Source organism: Kitasatospora sp. NPDC053057 (genome assembly GCF_044546945.1).
GTDB lineage: Bacteria > Actinomycetota > Actinomycetes > Streptomycetales > Streptomycetaceae > Kitasatospora.
Genome location: NZ_JBITZP010000069.1, coordinates 10,685 through 26,214 on the forward strand (window position 1 = coordinate 10,685; position 15,530 = coordinate 26,214).

15 protein-coding genes and 1 tRNA gene are annotated in these 15,530 nt (G+C 73.2%); 9 read left to right on the forward strand and 7 right to left on the reverse strand.

What is annotated here, in order from left to right; all coding sequences use genetic code 11:
• On the reverse strand, nt 1-550 hold a 550-nt coding region (locus ACIG5E_RS37385), incomplete at its 3' end, for a hypothetical protein (RefSeq protein ID WP_396541430.1).
• Nucleotides 551-724: 174 nt separating this feature from the next.
• On the opposite strand from ACIG5E_RS37385, the gene ACIG5E_RS37390 reads away from it, so the two are divergent.
• On the forward strand, nt 725-1,576 hold the full coding sequence (locus tag ACIG5E_RS37390; protein WP_396541432.1) for a TIGR02452 family protein: 852 nt from the start codon (nt 725-727) through the stop codon (nt 1,574-1,576).
• Nucleotides 1,577-1,672: 96 nt separating this feature from the next.
• Here the strand turns inward: ACIG5E_RS37390 and ACIG5E_RS37395 are convergent, their stop codons facing one another.
• A complete protein-coding gene (locus tag ACIG5E_RS37395) occupies nt 1,673-2,779 on the reverse strand; it encodes a hypothetical protein (RefSeq protein WP_396541434.1) in 1,107 nt (368 codons plus the stop codon).
• Nucleotides 2,780-2,856: 77 nt separating this feature from the next.
• Between ACIG5E_RS37395 and ACIG5E_RS37400 the strand changes: the two genes are divergently transcribed.
• Together ACIG5E_RS37400 and ACIG5E_RS37405 are read left to right on the forward strand one after the other, a co-directional pair.
• Nucleotides 2,857-4,032 (forward strand): low temperature requirement protein A, encoded by a 1,176-nt coding sequence (locus ACIG5E_RS37400; RefSeq protein WP_396541436.1) that lies wholly within the window; start codon nt 2,857-2,859, stop codon nt 4,030-4,032.
• A gap of 79 nt (nt 4,033-4,111) precedes the next feature.
• Nucleotides 4,112-4,585, forward strand: coding sequence for an RICIN domain-containing protein (locus ACIG5E_RS37405; protein WP_396541438.1), 474 nt, complete (start codon nt 4,112-4,114; stop codon nt 4,583-4,585).
• Nucleotides 4,586-4,620: 35 nt separating this feature from the next.
• Here the strand turns inward: ACIG5E_RS37405 and ACIG5E_RS37410 are convergent, their stop codons facing one another.
• The 3 genes from ACIG5E_RS37410 to ACIG5E_RS37420 form a co-directional block, all read right to left on the reverse strand.
• A complete protein-coding gene (locus ACIG5E_RS37410; RefSeq protein ID WP_396541440.1) occupies nt 4,621-5,316 on the reverse strand; it encodes a tyrosine-protein phosphatase in 696 nt (231 codons plus the stop codon).
• A gap of 84 nt (nt 5,317-5,400) precedes the next feature.
• Nucleotides 5,401-6,162, reverse strand: coding sequence for an SDR family oxidoreductase (locus ACIG5E_RS37415; protein WP_396541442.1), 762 nt, complete (start codon nt 6,160-6,162; stop codon nt 5,401-5,403).
• A 10-nt stretch (nt 6,163-6,172) separates the two neighbouring features.
• Nucleotides 6,173-7,390: a DNA glycosylase AlkZ-like family protein gene (locus ACIG5E_RS37420; RefSeq protein WP_396541444.1), complete on the reverse strand. Its 1,218-nt coding sequence runs from the start codon at nt 7,388-7,390 to the stop codon at nt 6,173-6,175.
• 111 nt (nt 7,391-7,501) lie between these two features.
• Here ACIG5E_RS37420 and ACIG5E_RS37425 point away from each other — a divergent pair, with 111 nt between their 5' ends.
• From ACIG5E_RS37425 to ACIG5E_RS37445, 5 genes are all read left to right on the forward strand, one after another.
• Entirely contained in the window at nt 7,502-8,272 is a 771-nt protein-coding gene (locus ACIG5E_RS37425) for a DNA polymerase beta superfamily protein (protein ID WP_396541446.1), read from the forward strand.
• 60 nt (nt 8,273-8,332) lie between these two features.
• Nucleotides 8,333-8,405, forward strand: a tRNA-Lys gene (locus tag ACIG5E_RS37430).
• Between the two features lie 1,318 nt (nt 8,406-9,723).
• On the forward strand, nt 9,724-9,927 hold the full coding sequence (locus ACIG5E_RS37435; protein WP_396541448.1) for a hypothetical protein: 204 nt from the start codon (nt 9,724-9,726) through the stop codon (nt 9,925-9,927).
• An 823-nt stretch (nt 9,928-10,750) separates the two neighbouring features.
• The gene (locus tag ACIG5E_RS37440; protein ID WP_396541450.1) at nt 10,751-11,260 is read left to right on the forward strand and encodes a hypothetical protein; all 510 of its coding nucleotides are present in this window, start codon (nt 10,751-10,753) and stop codon (nt 11,258-11,260) included.
• 199 nt (nt 11,261-11,459) lie between these two features.
• Entirely contained in the window at nt 11,460-11,888 is a 429-nt protein-coding gene (locus ACIG5E_RS37445; RefSeq protein ID WP_396541452.1) for a hypothetical protein, read from the forward strand.
• 32 nt (nt 11,889-11,920) lie between these two features.
• On the opposite strand, the gene ACIG5E_RS37450 is transcribed toward ACIG5E_RS37445, so the two are convergent.
• Together ACIG5E_RS37450 and ACIG5E_RS37455 are read right to left on the reverse strand one after the other, a co-directional pair.
• A complete protein-coding gene (locus ACIG5E_RS37450; protein ID WP_396541454.1) occupies nt 11,921-13,342 on the reverse strand; it encodes an MFS transporter in 1,422 nt (473 codons plus the stop codon).
• A gap of 86 nt (nt 13,343-13,428) precedes the next feature.
• The gene (locus ACIG5E_RS37455; protein ID WP_396541456.1) at nt 13,429-14,004 is read right to left on the reverse strand and encodes a TetR/AcrR family transcriptional regulator; all 576 of its coding nucleotides are present in this window, start codon (nt 14,002-14,004) and stop codon (nt 13,429-13,431) included.
• A 223-nt stretch (nt 14,005-14,227) separates the two neighbouring features.
• On the opposite strand from ACIG5E_RS37455, the gene ACIG5E_RS37460 reads away from it, so the two are divergent.
• Complete coding sequence (locus tag ACIG5E_RS37460) at nt 14,228-15,376, forward strand: MFS transporter (RefSeq protein WP_396541458.1); 1,149 nt, start codon at nt 14,228-14,230, stop codon at nt 15,374-15,376.
• Nucleotides 15,377-15,530: the final 154 nt, after the last annotated feature.

The window sequence follows — 15,530 nt, forward strand, 5'->3', positions numbered from 1 at the left end:
AGGCGGCTTCAACCGCGACCGTGGTGGCTTCGGTGCCGGCCGTGACCGTGATGACCGTCGCTCGGGTGGCTTCAACCGTGACGACCGCGGCGACCGTGGCGACCGTGGCGGCTTCAACCGCGACCGTGGTGGCTTCGGTGCCGGCCGTGACCGTGACGACCGTCGCTCGGGTGGCTTCAACCGTGACGACCGCGGCGACCGCGGCGACCGTGGTGGCTTCAACCGTGACCGCGACGACCGCGGCGGCCGCTCCTTCGGCGACCGTCCGGCCCGCTCCTTCGGCGACCGCCCGTCCTTCGGCCGGGACCGCGACGAGCGCGGCGGCAGCAACAGCCGTCCGTTCTCGCGCCGTGACGACCACCGCTCCGGCGGCCGTCCGCAGGCCGACCGCGGTGGCTTCAACCGGGACCGCGGCGGCTTCGACCGCGACCGCGGTGGCTTCAACGGCGGCGGCTTCAACCGCGACGACCGCAAGCCGCGCTGGAAGAACTGACGTCGTACGGCCGGCGGTCGCCCGCCGGCCGGGCTGAGCCGCACGGCTGAAGCGCACGACTGAGACACACACGAAGGGCCCGCTCCGTCCCCCGGAGCGGGCCCTTCGTGTTCCCCCGATCTCCCCCGATACCCCCCGAACACACCTCGCTGCTGCTCCCCCCGAGGTGTTGTTCTGGAGGTGAGAATAACCTGTGGCGCGCGATGCCGGTAGTCCCGTAGCGTCACGGACATGAGCAGCAGACTGCATGACGTGGCACGGGTGAACGAGGAGATTGCCGCGCGGGGGAGCTACCGGACGACCGGGGGCGAACTCGTGCAGGTGGGGGAGCAGTTGGCGGCGGCCAGGGCTGGCACGGTGTCGTACGCGCCGGGGGACCTGGACGCGCTGCTGGCGGCGGGGGAGCGCGGGCCCGGGCCGGCGGGCGGGCGGATCGAGGTGACGGCCGAGGGGAGCATGGAGGCCGCCTGGCGGTTGGTCGCGGCCGGGGCCGGCCCGGTCGGGGTGCTGAACTTCGCCTCCGCGCGCAACCCCGGCGGCGGCTACCTGCGCGGCGCCCGCGCCCAGGAGGAGGACCTGTGCCGCAGCGCGCTGCTGTACAGCTGCCTGGTGGAGGCGCCGGACTACTACGAGGCGCACCGGGCCTCGACGGACCTCCGGTACAGCCACCGGGTGATCGTCTCGCCCGCGGTGCCGGTGATCCGGAACAGCCGGGGAGACCTGCAGGCCCGGCCGTACCCGGTCACCTTCCTCACCTCGCCCGCGCCCAACGCCGGCCAGCTGGAACGGCGTTCGGCCGGTACGGGCGTCCGGCGGGTGCTCGCCGAGCGGGCCGTCCGGGTGCTCGCCGCGGCGGCCCGGCACGAGGTCCGCGCCCTGGTGCTCGGCGCCTGGGGCTGCGGGGTGTTCCGCAACGACCCGGCCCAGGTCGCGGAGGCCTTCGAGGGCGCGCTGGCCCGGTACGGGGGCGCGTTCGAGCAGGTGGTGTTCGCGGTCTGGGACCGCTCACCGGTCTCGGCGAACCGGGCCGCCTTCGAGGCGCGGTTCGGCACGGCGGTGGTCCCGTCCCGTCCGGCGCGTTAGCGCTTGCGGGCGGCGAGCTCCACTCGTGGGGCTCGTAGGGACTGTGCGTCGGCTTCCGACCATAACCCGGCGAACGGGGCGCTCACGGGCCGGTCCCTAGCCGAAGGCCGACACCGTGGACATCCCCGGCACCATCCGGGCCAGCCGCTGCGCCGCCTCCGCCGGGTCGAGCACCCGCTCCAGCCGGAGGTCGCCCGGGACCTCCTGGATGAAGCGCCCGGCCGACCAGCTGCGCTCGTACGGCAGTTGCTCCAGCACCAGGGTGCGCACCCCGTCCAGCACCGGGATGTCGCTGGGCGTGCCCTCGTTCCAGAGCCAGGAGCCGTCCGGCGCCACCAGGTTGAAGGCGCCGGTGGCGATCAGCCGGCGGCCGTCCAGGAACTCCGTCCGGGCCAGCGCGACGACCTCCGGGTCCTGCGGGGTGCCGGGCAGGTGGCCGCCGCCGATCAGCACGTCGGCGAGCAGGGTGTGCAGCTGGAAGGTGTCGCTCAGGCCGCTCATCCGCAGCAGGTAGCCGGTGCCGGTGGGGCGGTCCAGCACCAGCAGCGGTTCGTCGTCGAGCATCAGCGCCAGGTGCGTCAGGCCCTTGAAGTCGTGCTGCTCGCCCTCGTACCGGTCGAACAGCTCCAGCAGCACCTCGGTGACGCCGGAGGCACGGGCCTCGGCCCGGACCGGCGCGTGCGCGTACACGGCCCAGGCGGCCTGCTGCCACAGGTGCAGCGTCCACCAGCCGACCACGGCCAGATGGGCGTTCCACTCGTCGAGGTGCTCCGGGCTCTCGATCCGGGCGTGCGCCTCGGCCGGATCGTCCGCCTCCTGGTCCGGCAGCGGGCCGCCGCCGGTCCGCGCCCAGCCCTCGGCCAGCCGCTGCGCGCCGGTCAGCGCCCCGCGCAGGCCGGCCAGCACCGGGCCGGCGCAGGCGACCGGGTCAGCGCCGGACTCCACGCAGGCGCCCACCACCATCGCCAGGTGTGCCCGGGGGAACGGCGGGGCGTCCGGCAGCAGCGCGGCCAGCCGGGGCCCGGCCGCCCGCCGCTCGGCCGGCCCGGCCGGGCCGAACAGCCCGCCGACCAGGCCGATGGCCGGGTCGAAGCGTTCGTCGTCGCCGGCCGCGACCACCGCCTCCAGTTCGGCCACCGCCTCCAGGAGGGTGGGCTGCTGACGCTGCGACGGAAGGGGACCGGGGGTCTGCTCGGTGGACATTCGCCGCAGCATAGGCGGCGCGGTCCGTCCACCGGAAACGCCCCCCGCCGTTCGTCCGGGTGACGGATACTCGCGCGGTGACCGCGTCCCCCGTTCCTCCCGTAACCCCTGGTGCCGATGAGGCGTCCGAGCCGGCCCTCAAGGTGGCACCGCTCGAACTCTTCCTGGACCTCGTGTTCGTCTTCACCATCACCCAGCTCACCGGCAGCCTGGTCCACCACCTCACCCTGGGCGGGTTCGCCCAGGTGCTGGTGATGCTGGGCGTGATCTGGTGGATGTACGACGCCTTCATATGGCTGACCAACGCGATGCCACCGCGCACCCACGGACGGCGCGGGCTGCTGATGCTGGCGATGGGCGGCTTCCTGGTGATCTCGCTGTCCGTGCCGCACGCCTTCGAGGGCAGCGGCGCCGCCTTCGGCTGGGCGTACCTGGTGGTGGTCGCCCTGCACACCGGGATGTTCATCGCCGCCGGGGTGACACCCGCCGCGGTGCTCGGCATGGGCGCGTCCAACCTGGTCGTCGGCGCCCTGGTGCTGGCCGGCGGCTACCTCGCCGGGACGGTCCAACTCGGCTTCTGGGTGGCCTCCTTCGCGATGCAGTACGTCACCCCGAGGGCGGCCCGGCTGCCGGAGTTCCGGCTGCGGTCCGACCACTTCGTGGAACGGCACGGGCTGATCGTGATCATCGCGTTCGGCGAGTCGGTGATCGCCATCGGGGTCGGCGCGGGAGCCACCGAGTTCGGGCCCGCGCTGATCGCCGTCGCGCTGCTCAGCCTGACCGTCTGCGTCGGGCTCTGGTGGGCGTACTTCGGGCACGACGACGACGCCCGCGCCGAGCACCACATGGCGGCGCTGTCCTCCGCCGAGCGCAACCGGGCGGCGGTGTCCGTCTACTACCTCGGCCACCTCGGGCTGCTGCTCGGCGTGCTGCTGTTCGCCGCCGGGGTGAAGTCGGCGACCGCCCACCCCGCCGCCGCGATCACCCAGCCGCAGGCCGTCGCGCTGGCCGGCGGCATCACGCTGTACCTGGTGGTGAACACCGCCATCCGGCACTTCTTCGGGCTGGGGCCCCACCTGCCCCGGCTGCTCGGCGCCGCCCTGGTCGCGGTGACCGTCCCGCTGGGCACCGGGGTGTCGGCGCTGGCGCAGGTCGCCGCGGTGGCCGCGGTGCTGGTCGTGGTCTTCGGCTGCGAGGCGGCCCGCCGCTCCTCGGCGCCGGACCGGTGGCCAGCGCCTGACGTCAGCGCCTGACGTCAGGGCCTGCTCCCAGGGCCTGCTCCCAGGGCCCGATGTCAGCGCCTGATGCGAGACTGCGAGCATGAATGCGGGCATGACTGACAGCGTGGGCGACAGGCCGGCCGGCCGCGCGGTGACCGACGGCCGCTACCGGATCCGCAACGTCGGCAGCGGCCTGCTGCTGGAGGTCGCCGAGGCCTCCCGGCGCAGCGGCGCCCGCATCCGCCTGGGGGCGGACGACGGCTCCGACGCCCAGCTCTGGCAGCTCGCCGCCGTCCACCCCGGCGGCGCGCTCTTCCACATCGAGAACGCCGGCAGCGGCAAGCGACTCGACGTCACCGGCGCCTGCCCGGACGACGGCGTCCCGATCCAGCAGTGGTCCGCCAACGCCTTCGGCGCCCAGGAATGGCTGCTGGAGGCCCACGTCGACGCCCCGGGGACGTACACCGTCACCAGCTTCATCAGCGGCAAGCCGCTGACCGCCCCGGAGGCCCCGGACGGGGGCGTCCAGCAGTGGGAGGACGTCGACTCGCCCACCCAGTGGTGGCGCTTCGAGCGGCAGGGGTAGTCCTGGAGGCCCGCTGCCTCCCCGGGCCCGACTCCTCAGACCGACAGGTTGGCCCGCAGGGCGTCCAGGTCGGCGTCGGTGAGGCCGTGGGCGTGGAGGTAGGCCGGGACGGTGCCGTGGTGGGTGCGGATCCAGCCGAGGGAGGAGGCGATGAGTTCGGCGGCGACCGGGCGGGAGAGGCGCTCGCTGCCGGTCTCGTCGACGTACGGGGTCGGGCCGTTGTCGAGGCCGAGGCCGCGGTTGGAGAGCAGGAAGTCGGCGGTGATGTCGGCGTCCGAGGCGCCCAGCAGGGACTGCAGGACGGCGATGGTGAGGCCGGTGCGGTCCTTGCCGACCGCGCAGTGCACGACCACCGGCACGGCCTCCGGGGCGGCCAGCCGGCGGATGATCGCGCTGAGCGAGGGGCCGGCGGTCTCCGGCATGAAGGTGTAGAGGCCGGCCTGGTCCTCGGGCCAGGGGCGGTCGACGTTGCCGCGGTCGGCGGGCAGGGTCGGCAGGTTGAGGGACTCGTGGTCGAGGCCGTGCCGCTGGTCCGGCCAGGTCTCCAGCTCGAACGGGCTGCGCAGGTCGATCACCGTCCGGAGGCCGAGGTCCTTGAGCTTCCGGGCGCCCTCCTCGGTGAGCGTGTGGAGGGACCCGGAGCGGTACAGCACGCCCCGGCGTAGGGCGCCGATCCCGCCCGCGTCACGGAAGTTGCGCACGCCGGGGATGTCGATGAAGGCAGCGGTCATGGCCCCACGGTACGGGTGCGGACGGACCGGGGGAAGGAAACCGGAGAGGGCCGTTCGGCGTCCGGTGGACGCCGAACAGGGTTCTCAGCGCCCGCCGGAGACCTCCAGGAACGCCCCCGTGGTGTACGAGGCGGCCGGGGACAGCAGGAACAGGATCGCCTCGGCGACCTCCTCCGGCTCCCCGCCGCGCCGCATCGGCAGGCCCGGCGCGACCCGGTCGACCCGGCCCGGCTCGCCGCCGAGCGCGTGGATGCCGGTGTGGATCAGGCCCGGGCGAACGCAGTTGACCCGGATGCCCTCGTCGGCGACCTCCAGCGCCAGCCCGCGGGTCATCGAGTCCACCGCGCCCTTGGCGGCCGCGTAGTCGACGTACTCCTTGGGCGAGCCGATCCGGGAGGCGGCCGAGCCGACGTTGACGATCGCGCCACCGCGCCCGCCGTGCCGGGTGGACATCCGGCGGACGGCCTGGGCCGCGCACAGGAAGGGGCCGGTGATGTTGGCGGCCCAGATCCGGTTCAGCCGGTCCTCGTCGATCTCCTCCAGCCGGCACTGCCGCTCCAGCGTGCCGGCGTTGTTCACCAGCCCGGTGAGCGGCCCGAGTTCGGCGTCCACGGTGGTGAACAGCCGTTCCACGTCGGCGCTGCGGCTGACGTCGGCCCGGACGGCGATCGCGGTGCCGCCGGCGGCCCGGACGGCGTCCACGACGGCGGTGGCCGAGGCCTCGTCCGTACGGTAGTTGACGCACACCCGGTAGCCGCGGCGGGCGGCCAGCAGGGCGGTGGCGGCGCCGATGCCGCGACCGGCGCCGGTGACGATCAGGACCTCGTCGGTGGTGGTGGTCGACATGGGCCGTACGCTACCGGGCCTGCTGCTCCGCGAGAGCGGCTCTCCGCAGCGCGGCGATCTTCGGGGCGCGGCTCTTCGGCGAGTCGAGGCTGAAGCCGCGGGCGTCGCCGAGCTCGTCCCGGACGAACGTCTCGGTGCGGGCCACCGCCTCGCGCAGCGCGTCGTCCGGGCGGACGAAGGACTGGTGGACGATCTCGGCCCGCTCGGTGTCGTACTCCCACAGGCCGACGATCCGGCCGCGGTCCAGCACCAGGTGGGTCTGCGGGTCGGCCTCGCTGCCGAAGGTGCGCCCGACCCGGCCGGCGGGCAGCGGGCGGGCGGCGTCGGCCGGGTCGAGCAGCCGGCGCAGGTCGCGGTGCAGCAGGTGGATGCCGTCGATACCGGCCAGCAGGGTGTAGTGCGGTTCGGTGGGCACCTCGAACTCGGCGAACTCCTCGGCGAGTTCGGGCATCAACAGCAGCTCGGAGCCGGGCGCCAGCGGCGCCGCCCCGGCCTCGGCGACGGCCCGGCGGGCGGTGGCCGCGGTGAAGCCGGAGAACCAGCGGAAGTGCCCGAGGGTGGCCGGACCGGCCCAGGAGAAGTAGCGGCGGGCGAGGTCGACGGCGTCCCCCGCGACCGGCTGGTCCCACCTGACGTAGCCGTAACGCTGCTGGTCCAGGCGGCCGTTGACCGGCACCCGGCGGATCCGGCCGCGCGACTGCATCAGCCCGAGAGCGAGCGGCAGGGTGGTCGAGAGGCCGCGCTTGCGGCCCGCCTCACCGAGCGGCCGGACGGCGTCGCCGACCGCCTCCCGGATCGTGGTCGGGTCCAGCGGCCCGCCGTCGGACAGCACCCGCTCGATGGCCAGGCAGAGCTGCTCCACCTCGTCCCGGCCGACCCCCAGGTGCTTGGCCGCGGCGGCCAGTTCACCCTCCGGGGCGGCCGCGCCGACCGCCAGGCCGAGCGCGAAGTCGGCGGCCGGCAGCACGTACGTGCAGCCGCGCGCGGACGGCAGCTCGTGCACCTCCAGGGCGGCCACCGCCGCGTCCACCTCGGCGCGCCGGAGCCCGGCCCGGGCGAACAGGCCCAGGTACGGGGCCGCGCCGCCGACCGAGCGGGCCCAGCCGGTGGCGGCCAGCACCTCGGCGGCGGACGCCCCGGTGTGCGGACGGTCCAGCCACTGCCGGTGGGACCACCAGGCCCGCACCTTCTCGACGCCGACGGCTTCCGGGCGGGGATCGTGCTGCATGGGGCCAGTATCGACGGCCGGGCGGGCCCCGGTCCGGAAATCGCTCGCCCGGCGCGGCCCGCTCGGGAGAGGATGCGCTCTCCGGCCGCCCGTTCGAGAGGAGCCCCGTCCATGCCCACCGTTCCCGGCACCGCGCCGCTCCCCGGCACCGTGCTGCTGTCCGGCATCGTCGGTTCCACCGCGTACGGCTTCGCCCACGCCGGCTCCGACCTCGACCGGCTGGGCCTGTTCGCCACCCCCACCGAGGAGTTGCACGGCCTGCACCGCCCCGCCGAGTCGCACGTCACCACCGCGCCCGACGTCACCCTGCACGAGGCCGCCAAGTGGTGCCGGCTGGCGCTGTCCTGCAACCCGACCGCCTCCGAACTCGTCTGGCTGCCCGAGGACCTGTACGAGACCGTCACCCCGCTCGGTCGCGAACTGGTCGGCATCCGGTCGAGCTTCCTCAGCGCACCGGCCGTCCGCAAGGCCTATCTCGGTTACGCGGACCAGCAGTTCCGCAAGCTGCTGTCCCGCGACACCACCGACCCGGCCGTCCGCGCCCGGGCCGCCAAGCACGCCCGGCACCTCGTCCGGCTGGTCGAGCAGGCCGTCCGGCTGCACCGCACCGGCCACAACCTGATCCGGCTGCCCGACCCGGAGCGCGTCCGCGACCTGGGCGAACGCATCGCCGACCGCCCCGCCACCGCCGAACAGCTGATCGCCGACGCCGCCGACCGCCTCTCCCGCCCCGGCGTCCTGCCCGACGCCCCCGACCCCCGCCCCGCCGAGGCCTGGCTCCGCCGCGTCCGCGCCGCCCACTACAGCCCGCCCCAAGGCCCGCCCCCCGTTCCCGGCGCGCCTGCCCAATCCACTGGCGGAGCCCTGGGGCCCACCGGGTAGGATCGCCGTGGCCCTCCCCACCCGGGACCACCCCGGGATCCAGTCGGGACCAAGGGCCGCGGGCCACTAGCTCAATTGGCAGAGCTGCGGACTTTTAATCCGTAGGTTCAGGGTTCGAGCCCCTGGTGGCCCACTCTTCGCAGGGGCGGTCTTACCCCCGCTGGCCTGCGACTTAGCGCCCTGAATCGGTTGTGCCGGTCGGGGCGTTTTCGCTTTCTCGGGTGCAGGCGAGCCCGAAGTGAGCCCGACGGTTTCGCCGACTGCCGCCTGACGCGCCCGGGGAGCCGGCCGTGCGGTGGCCTCGGACACCTCCCGGTCGATCTCCGGGAGGAGGCTGGTGTGCGTGTCGGACGTGAGCGTGATCGTGGCTGCCACGGCGTCTCAAGGGACGAGACCCTTCGAGTGAAGAACCGGAGCAAGGCCGCCTGATTGGCGGTTCGCTGGCTGCCGGGGAGTTTTCCAGACCATACGTTCAACTCTGGCGCTCACAGCGGCGGCGCTCGTGCACAGAGTTCGTCCACACCTGCCAAGACCACAACGCCAGGAGGAACAGCCATGCGCCTGACCCGCTCCGCTCTCGTTGCCGCAACGGCAGTGGCTTCCGTCTCAGCTTTTGGCCTGCCCCTCTTCTTCATGGACCGGATGTCCCACGGTTCCGATGCCACGCGGGTCCGCATGGTCAGCGCCTCCGGCACCTCGTGGAGCGAGGCCGAATCGTCCTGGCCACTCTCCACGAATCCGGGCCCGCAGGAACCAGTGCGCCCCTGTCACAGCTACGGTGGCCCCTACTGCGGCTGGGTGGAAACGTACCGGGGTGGCTGTGACAGGGAGTGGGGCCTGAGCTTCGGGGTCAAAAACCCTGACCGGATCTGCCCCCACGACCCCCGCCCGAGTTCCTCGGCCACGCCGGACCCCACCGAAAGCAGCAGTTCCTCCTGACCAGTTCCGCCGGGAGGGCTACGTCCTCGCCTGACCGGCGGCCACGTGGGCCGCTGGACGGAGCCGCATGGAGGCGGCACCGTCCCGGCGAGGCCGGCCAACCCCGGGAGGCCGGCCGTTCGCCATTGGTACGGCTGGGGTGGCGGCACATCAGGCCCCTGATGCGATCCGACGTCAGGGGCCGAAGGCGCTGCCGGTTACTGTTCCGGCCGAGCGGCACGCTGCCGACGACGTCTGTGGAGCCAGGCCGTAGCCGGCACTCCCAGAACCATCAGCAAGCCGCCGGCCGCGATCCCGATGTGCTTCGCGCTCGGACGACCAGCGCTCCTACCGTCAGCCGCACCATCAGGCGGAGGAGGGAGGCTGGTGCCCCCGGAGGCGGGAGTCTCCGGCGTGGGCTGGCCGTTTTGCTGGTGGTCCCCTTCCTGGGGCGACGGGGAGCCGGACTCCTGGGGCGACGGGGCGCCGGACGGGCCACCCCCGTCGGCAGCTTCACCATCGTGCGGACGAGCATGGTCACCGCGGTCACCGTCGTCGTCGTGGTGGTGCTCGTCGTCGTAGTCGTCGATGCAGTGGGCGGCTGGGAAGGGGAAGACTCGCTCGTGGCGGTCGAAGGCCTTCACCAGGAAGACCGGGTGCTCCCTGAAAAAGCCGTGAATCTTGAACTCATACTGATTGCTGGTCTGGGTGGGGTAATTAACGTCCAAATACGTTGAAACGGTAAAGCTGGGCCATGGCGCCTCCGGCGGCTCGGACGAGGATGATGGGGCCCCCTGGAGAACGAGAGCCTCCGGCCCGCGCCGGCTGTTCGTCAGAATCGCTCTGAAGTTTCGGTCGATGAGCACGACACGGCGGGGACTGTAGCAGTGGCGCCAGGGATTGTGGTGATGGTGGTGCCCACCCTCTTCCCTTCCCCCTTCCCATCCCCTTTCTCCTTCCCCTTCCCCTTCCTGGCGCCACGACGAGTCGGACGCGTGCCGTGTGGACGTCTGCGCAGCGACGCCTGCAGGCGGAGACGCAAGGGCGATTGCCGCACTCGCCAGCGACGCTGCAACCCACGGTCGAAGATTCATCCAATGACCTCCATGGGCGGCGGACGCAGGCAACCGCCTGCTGGGCGACACAGCCGGGTGTCAGAAGAAGTTAAGAGGAGTCGGCTCATCAGATCGTGAACATCCTCGGGAAGCCGCACTCTTGTCACTCAGCCGCAGCAGTTTCGTGCCCTGCCCGGCCAGGACGGCGTGGTTCAGACACTCGGCCAGAGCTGAGCTGTGTGAGCGGCGCGTGAGCGGACCCTGGAGCATGCAACGGTCCGACGCTGGACGGAACGTCACCGTGCAGTGCGCCAAGCCGCGGAAACAACAGAAGGTAGCCCGTTTCAGCCGACCGTAGGTTCAGGGTTCGAGCCCCTGGTGGCCCACACGATGGACCCCTGTCCGACCTGGGCGTTCTCCCTTCGGGGAGGGCGCCCTTCGTCGTCTCCGGGGCCGGGAGGGACCCGCCGAAGTTGGGTGAGGGAGGCTCAACTATCCTGATGGCATGGGACCTTTGAAGCCGGATCTGGCACAGCTCGTCATCGGACTCGTCTGCTTCTTCCTGATATTCGGCGTTCTCGGGGCGGTGCTGCTGCCGCGGATCGAGAAGCTGCTCGGGGAGCGCCGGGATGCCACCGAGGGTGGTGTGGAGCGGGCCGAGGAGGCGCGGGCGGAGGCCCAGCGGGTGTACGAGGAGTTCCAGGCGGAGCTCGTCGCGGCGCGGCACGAGGCGGCGGTGATCCGGCAGACGGCCACCGAGGAGGGGGCGGCGCTGATCGCGCAGCTGCGGGCCGAGGGCCAGGAGCTGCGGGACCGGATGCTGGCCGAGGCGCAGGTGCAGCTGGCGGCGGACCGGGTGCTGGCCGAGGCCGAGCTGCGGGAGGACGTGATCCGGCTGGCCGGTGAGCTCGCGGGCCGGGTGATCGGCGAGCCGGTCGCCGAGCTGCCGCGCACCCGGGAGATCGCGGACGAGTTCTTCGCCGCCCACGACGCCCGGGCGGATGCGAGCGCCTGACGTTCCGCACCTGTCGGACTTCCCCGCCAACGGCTCGGGTCCCGGGCAGTGGTCCATCCACTGACCGGGACCCGAGCCGTTTCGGCGGGCGGGGGGAAACGCGCAGGTGGCGCCCGGCGCGGACCATGACGTTTGTCATGCCGCAGTGGTGCCCGCAGGCACTGACGGAGGTTCAGGGCCAGGCCGTAGATTTCAGGGCATGGAGATCACGAAGAACACCGAGACCCCGGCCCGCCGCACCGAGTGGAGCCTGGCCCTGCTGGGCGGCCTGAAGCACCGGGGCGGCTTCACGGCCCGCGAGCGCACGGTGCACGTGGCCGCGGTGGGCGGGGCCAAGCTGGACCACACCGGGGCGGTGCTGCCGGAGGAGGGCACGCACCTGGTCAAGGCGGCGCTGGTCGGGGGCGCGGAGCTGGCCTACCCGGAGGGTGCCTCGGCCGAGGTGGACGCGTTCTCGGTGTTCGGCGGGGTCGACCTGACCGTTCCGGCCGGGACGGCGGTGGAGGTCAGCGGGTTCTCGCTGCTCGGCGGCCGCAGCAAGGGCGTGGCCGGCGAGCCCGGCGGCGCGGTGGTCAAGGTCCGCTCGTACTCGCTGGTCGGGGGCGTCAAGGTCCGGCAGACCGCCTGACCGGGGGGTCGGGCGGCCTGCTCGGGGGAGGGTCACCTCCGGGCCAGCGCCGGGAGGGGAGCGCTGGGGGCGGAGGCTGCGGCGGGGGCCGCGGTGACGCGGGAGAGCCGGACGGTGAGGCCGATCATGGCGAGGACGGCGGCGAGGGCGAGCCAGCTGGCGACGGCCGCCGCGGTGGCGGGGTCGTGGTGGTCGAGGACGGCGAAGTAGCTGCCGCCGATCACGGCGACGCCGGTGACGGCGGCGAACTGCTGGGTGGTGGAGAGGGTGCCGGACGCGGTGCCGGCCCGCTCGGGGGCGATGCCGGCCATCGGGGCACCGATCAGCGAGGGCAGGACCAGGCCGTTGCCGATGCCCATCAGACCCATGGCGGCGAGCAGCACCGGGAGGGCGTGGTGGGCGCCGCCGGTCTGCAGGGCGAGGGCGGTGAGCAGCAGGCTGAGGGCGGTGATCGCCCCGCCGACGACCGGGACGCGCAGCCCGTACCGGGGGAGCAGGCGCTTGCCGGTCAGTGAGCCGACCATGGCGAGGACGGCCATGGGGGTGAAGACCAGGCCGGAGCGCAGCGGGCTGTAGCCGAAGCCGGTCTGCACGGTGAGGCTGATGATGAAGACGAAGCCGGCGAAGAAGGCCATGAAGGCGGCGTTGACGGCGAGTCCGGTGCGGAAGACCCGGCCGCGGAGCAGTTCAGGGTCGAGCAGCGGCTGTCCGCCGCGGGCGGCGAGCCGGCGCTCCCAGCGCAGGGCGGCGAGGAAGGCGGGGACGGCGGCGGCGAGCATCGCCCAGGCCCAGAGCGGCCAGCCGGCCTCCCGGCCGAGGACGAGCGGGACGAGGGCGAGGGCGAGCGAGCCGGAGATCGCGAGCACGCCGATGCCGTCGAGGGCGGGGCGGCGGCCGGTGGTGGTGCGCGGCAGGACGGCGGCGGCGATGGCGAGGACGATCAGGCCGACCGGCAGGTTGACCAGGAAGACGGCGCGCCAGCCGAGGCCGAACAGGTTGCCGTCGAGCAGGACGCCGCCGAGCAGTTGGCCGCAGACGCCGCTGAGTCCGCCGGTGACGCCGAACCAGGCGAGGGCGCGGGGCCGGCCCTCGGCGGGGATGGCGGTGGTGATCAGGGCGAGCACCTGGGGGACCATGGCGGCGGCGGTGAGGCCCTGGAGCATCCGGGCGAGCACCAGCTCGGTGGGGGACTGGGCCAGTCCGCACAGCACGGAGGCGACGGTGAAGGCGGCCATACCGGTGAGGAACATCCGCCGGTGGCCGAGGATGTCGCCGAGTCGGCCGCCGAGGACGAGGCCGGTGGCGTAGCTGAACGCGTAGCCGGCGACGACCAGTTCGAGGGCGGCCTGGCCGGCGCCGAGGTCGGTGCGGATGGCGGGCAGGGCGACGTTCACGACGTTGCCGTCGAAGCCGTACATGAAGAAGGCCGCCAGGATGACGGGCAGGAGGAGCATGGGGTGTGGCCTCCGACTGGAATAGTTGTTGGTGAAAGTGCCAAAAACTTGGGTACGAGGAAGCCCGGGTGGACCCGGGGTGGGGCTCAGGCGCGCAGGTCCTCGACGATCGCGTCGATGGTCGCGTGCAGCGACTCGGGTTCGAAACCCGCCTTGGCCTGCAGCAGCAGGCCGTGGAAGCCGGCCATCACCTGGCGGGCGAGCACCTGCGGGGTGCGGTCCGGGCGGATCTCGCCGCGGAGCCGGCCGCTCTCGATCGCCGTCGTCAGCGCGGCTTCCAGTGGGACGAAGGCCTGGCGGGCCAGCTGAGCCAACTCGGGCTCGCGGATGGCGAGTTCGGTCACGGTGTTGACCGCGAGGCAGCCGCGGTGGTCGGTCGAGGTCTGGTCCACCCCGGTCAGCAGCAGTTGCCGGATGCGTTCCAGCGGGGGGAGGTCGGTCGTCGCGGGGTTCTGCCCGGCCGCGGCGCCCTCGCGGTAGCGGCGCAGCGCCAGCTCGAACAGCTGCCGCTTGCCGCCGAAGGCGTTGTACAGGCTGCCGCGCAGCATGCCGGTGCTCTCGGCCAGGTCGTCGGTCGAGGTCGCGGTGTACCCCTTGGACCAGAAGGTGTTCATGGCCGCGTCGATCGCGGCCTCGGTGTCGAACTTCCTCGGGCGTGCCATGGGGAGGATCGTGCCAGTTGTTGTCAATCTTGTCAAAAACTCCGTCAGATGACGCGGCGGGCCGGGGCTGGTTGGTCGGTCGTCGTGAAGGGTTGAGGTCGCAATCGCGCCAGCTGCGGGGTGGTGCCGCTGGTGGAGTGGACGGGTGCCTACTACTTCTGTTTCCGCCGTCGCCACCCCTGCTCGGGGGGTGCTTCGTGGCTGGTTGGCCGTGGTGTCCGTGATGGCGGGGATCTTCTCCATCGTGACCACCGAGATCCTGCCGATCGGCCTGCTCACGCCGATCGGTGCCACCTTTCGGGTCTCGGACGGTACGGCCGGGCTGATGATGACGCTGCCGGGGGTCGTGGCGGCCGTCGCGGCGCCGGTTGTCACGGTCGCCGTTCGGCGGGCCGACCGGCGGGGTGTGCTCTGCGGGCTCATGTTGGCCCTCGCGCTCGCTGACCTGGTGAACGCGCTCGCGCCCGGCTATTGGATGGTGCTGGCGGCGCGAGTCGTGCTGGGAGTCGTGATCGGTGCGTTCTGGTCGATCGGGGCCGGGCTCGCTCCGCAACTGGTGGCGGCGGGGAGGCAGGGGCGGGCCAATGCGGTGATCTTCTCCGCGGTTCCGCTGGGATCGGTCCTGGGCGTGCCTGCCGGGGTGCTGCTCGGCCATCTGGCCGGGTGGCGGACCGCGTTCGGAGCGATGGCGGTGCTGAGCCTCGCCGTGTTCGCCGCCCTCGCCGCGACCCTGCCCCCGCTGCCGCCGGAGACCCCGACCCGGCTCGCCGTCCTGCGGGGGCTGCTGCGGACGCGGGCGGTCCGTGCGGGGCTGGTCATCACCCTCCTCCTGGTGACCGCGCACTTCGGCACGTACACCTACGTGACCCCGTTCCTGGAGGACGTCACCCACGCCGGACCGGGCGCCGTAACCGCGCTGCTGCTCGTGTACGGGATCGCGGGTGTCGTCGGCAACTTCGCCGGCGGAGCCTGGGCGGGCCGGCGGCGTTCGACGTTCGCCGTCGCCATCGGCTTGCTCGCGGCGTCCGTCCTGCTGCTCCCGCTCCTCGGGACGGCCTGGCCGGGCGCCGCACTTGTACTCGTGGCGTGGGGCCTCGCCTACGGAGCCGTCCCGGTGTGCGCCCAGACCTGGTTCGTCCGCGCGGCCCCGGACGCGCCGGAGGCGGCCACGGTCGTCTTCACGTCCTCGTTCCAGGCCACCATCTCGATCGGCGCCCTGGCCGGCGGTGCGGTCGTCGATGCCTCGTCGCCGTCGGTGGTGATGGTGCTCGGCGGGTGCACCGCACTCGTCGCCGCAGCGGCGGCGGCCCGCTCCCCGCACGCAGGGAGCGGGCCGCGGCAGAGGTTGGGGAAGGGCGGCCGGATCACTTAGGTGTGAATCCGGGACAGCTGTGTGCAAGCCGCGTCGGGCCCCCCCCCGGGGGCGGCGGGGCGCCATACCCCGCCACGCACCGGGGGTTAGGGGGGTACACCCCCCCGAACCGGGGGGGGTAGCTGGTTGCGCGGGGGCCGAGGACCCGGGGGGT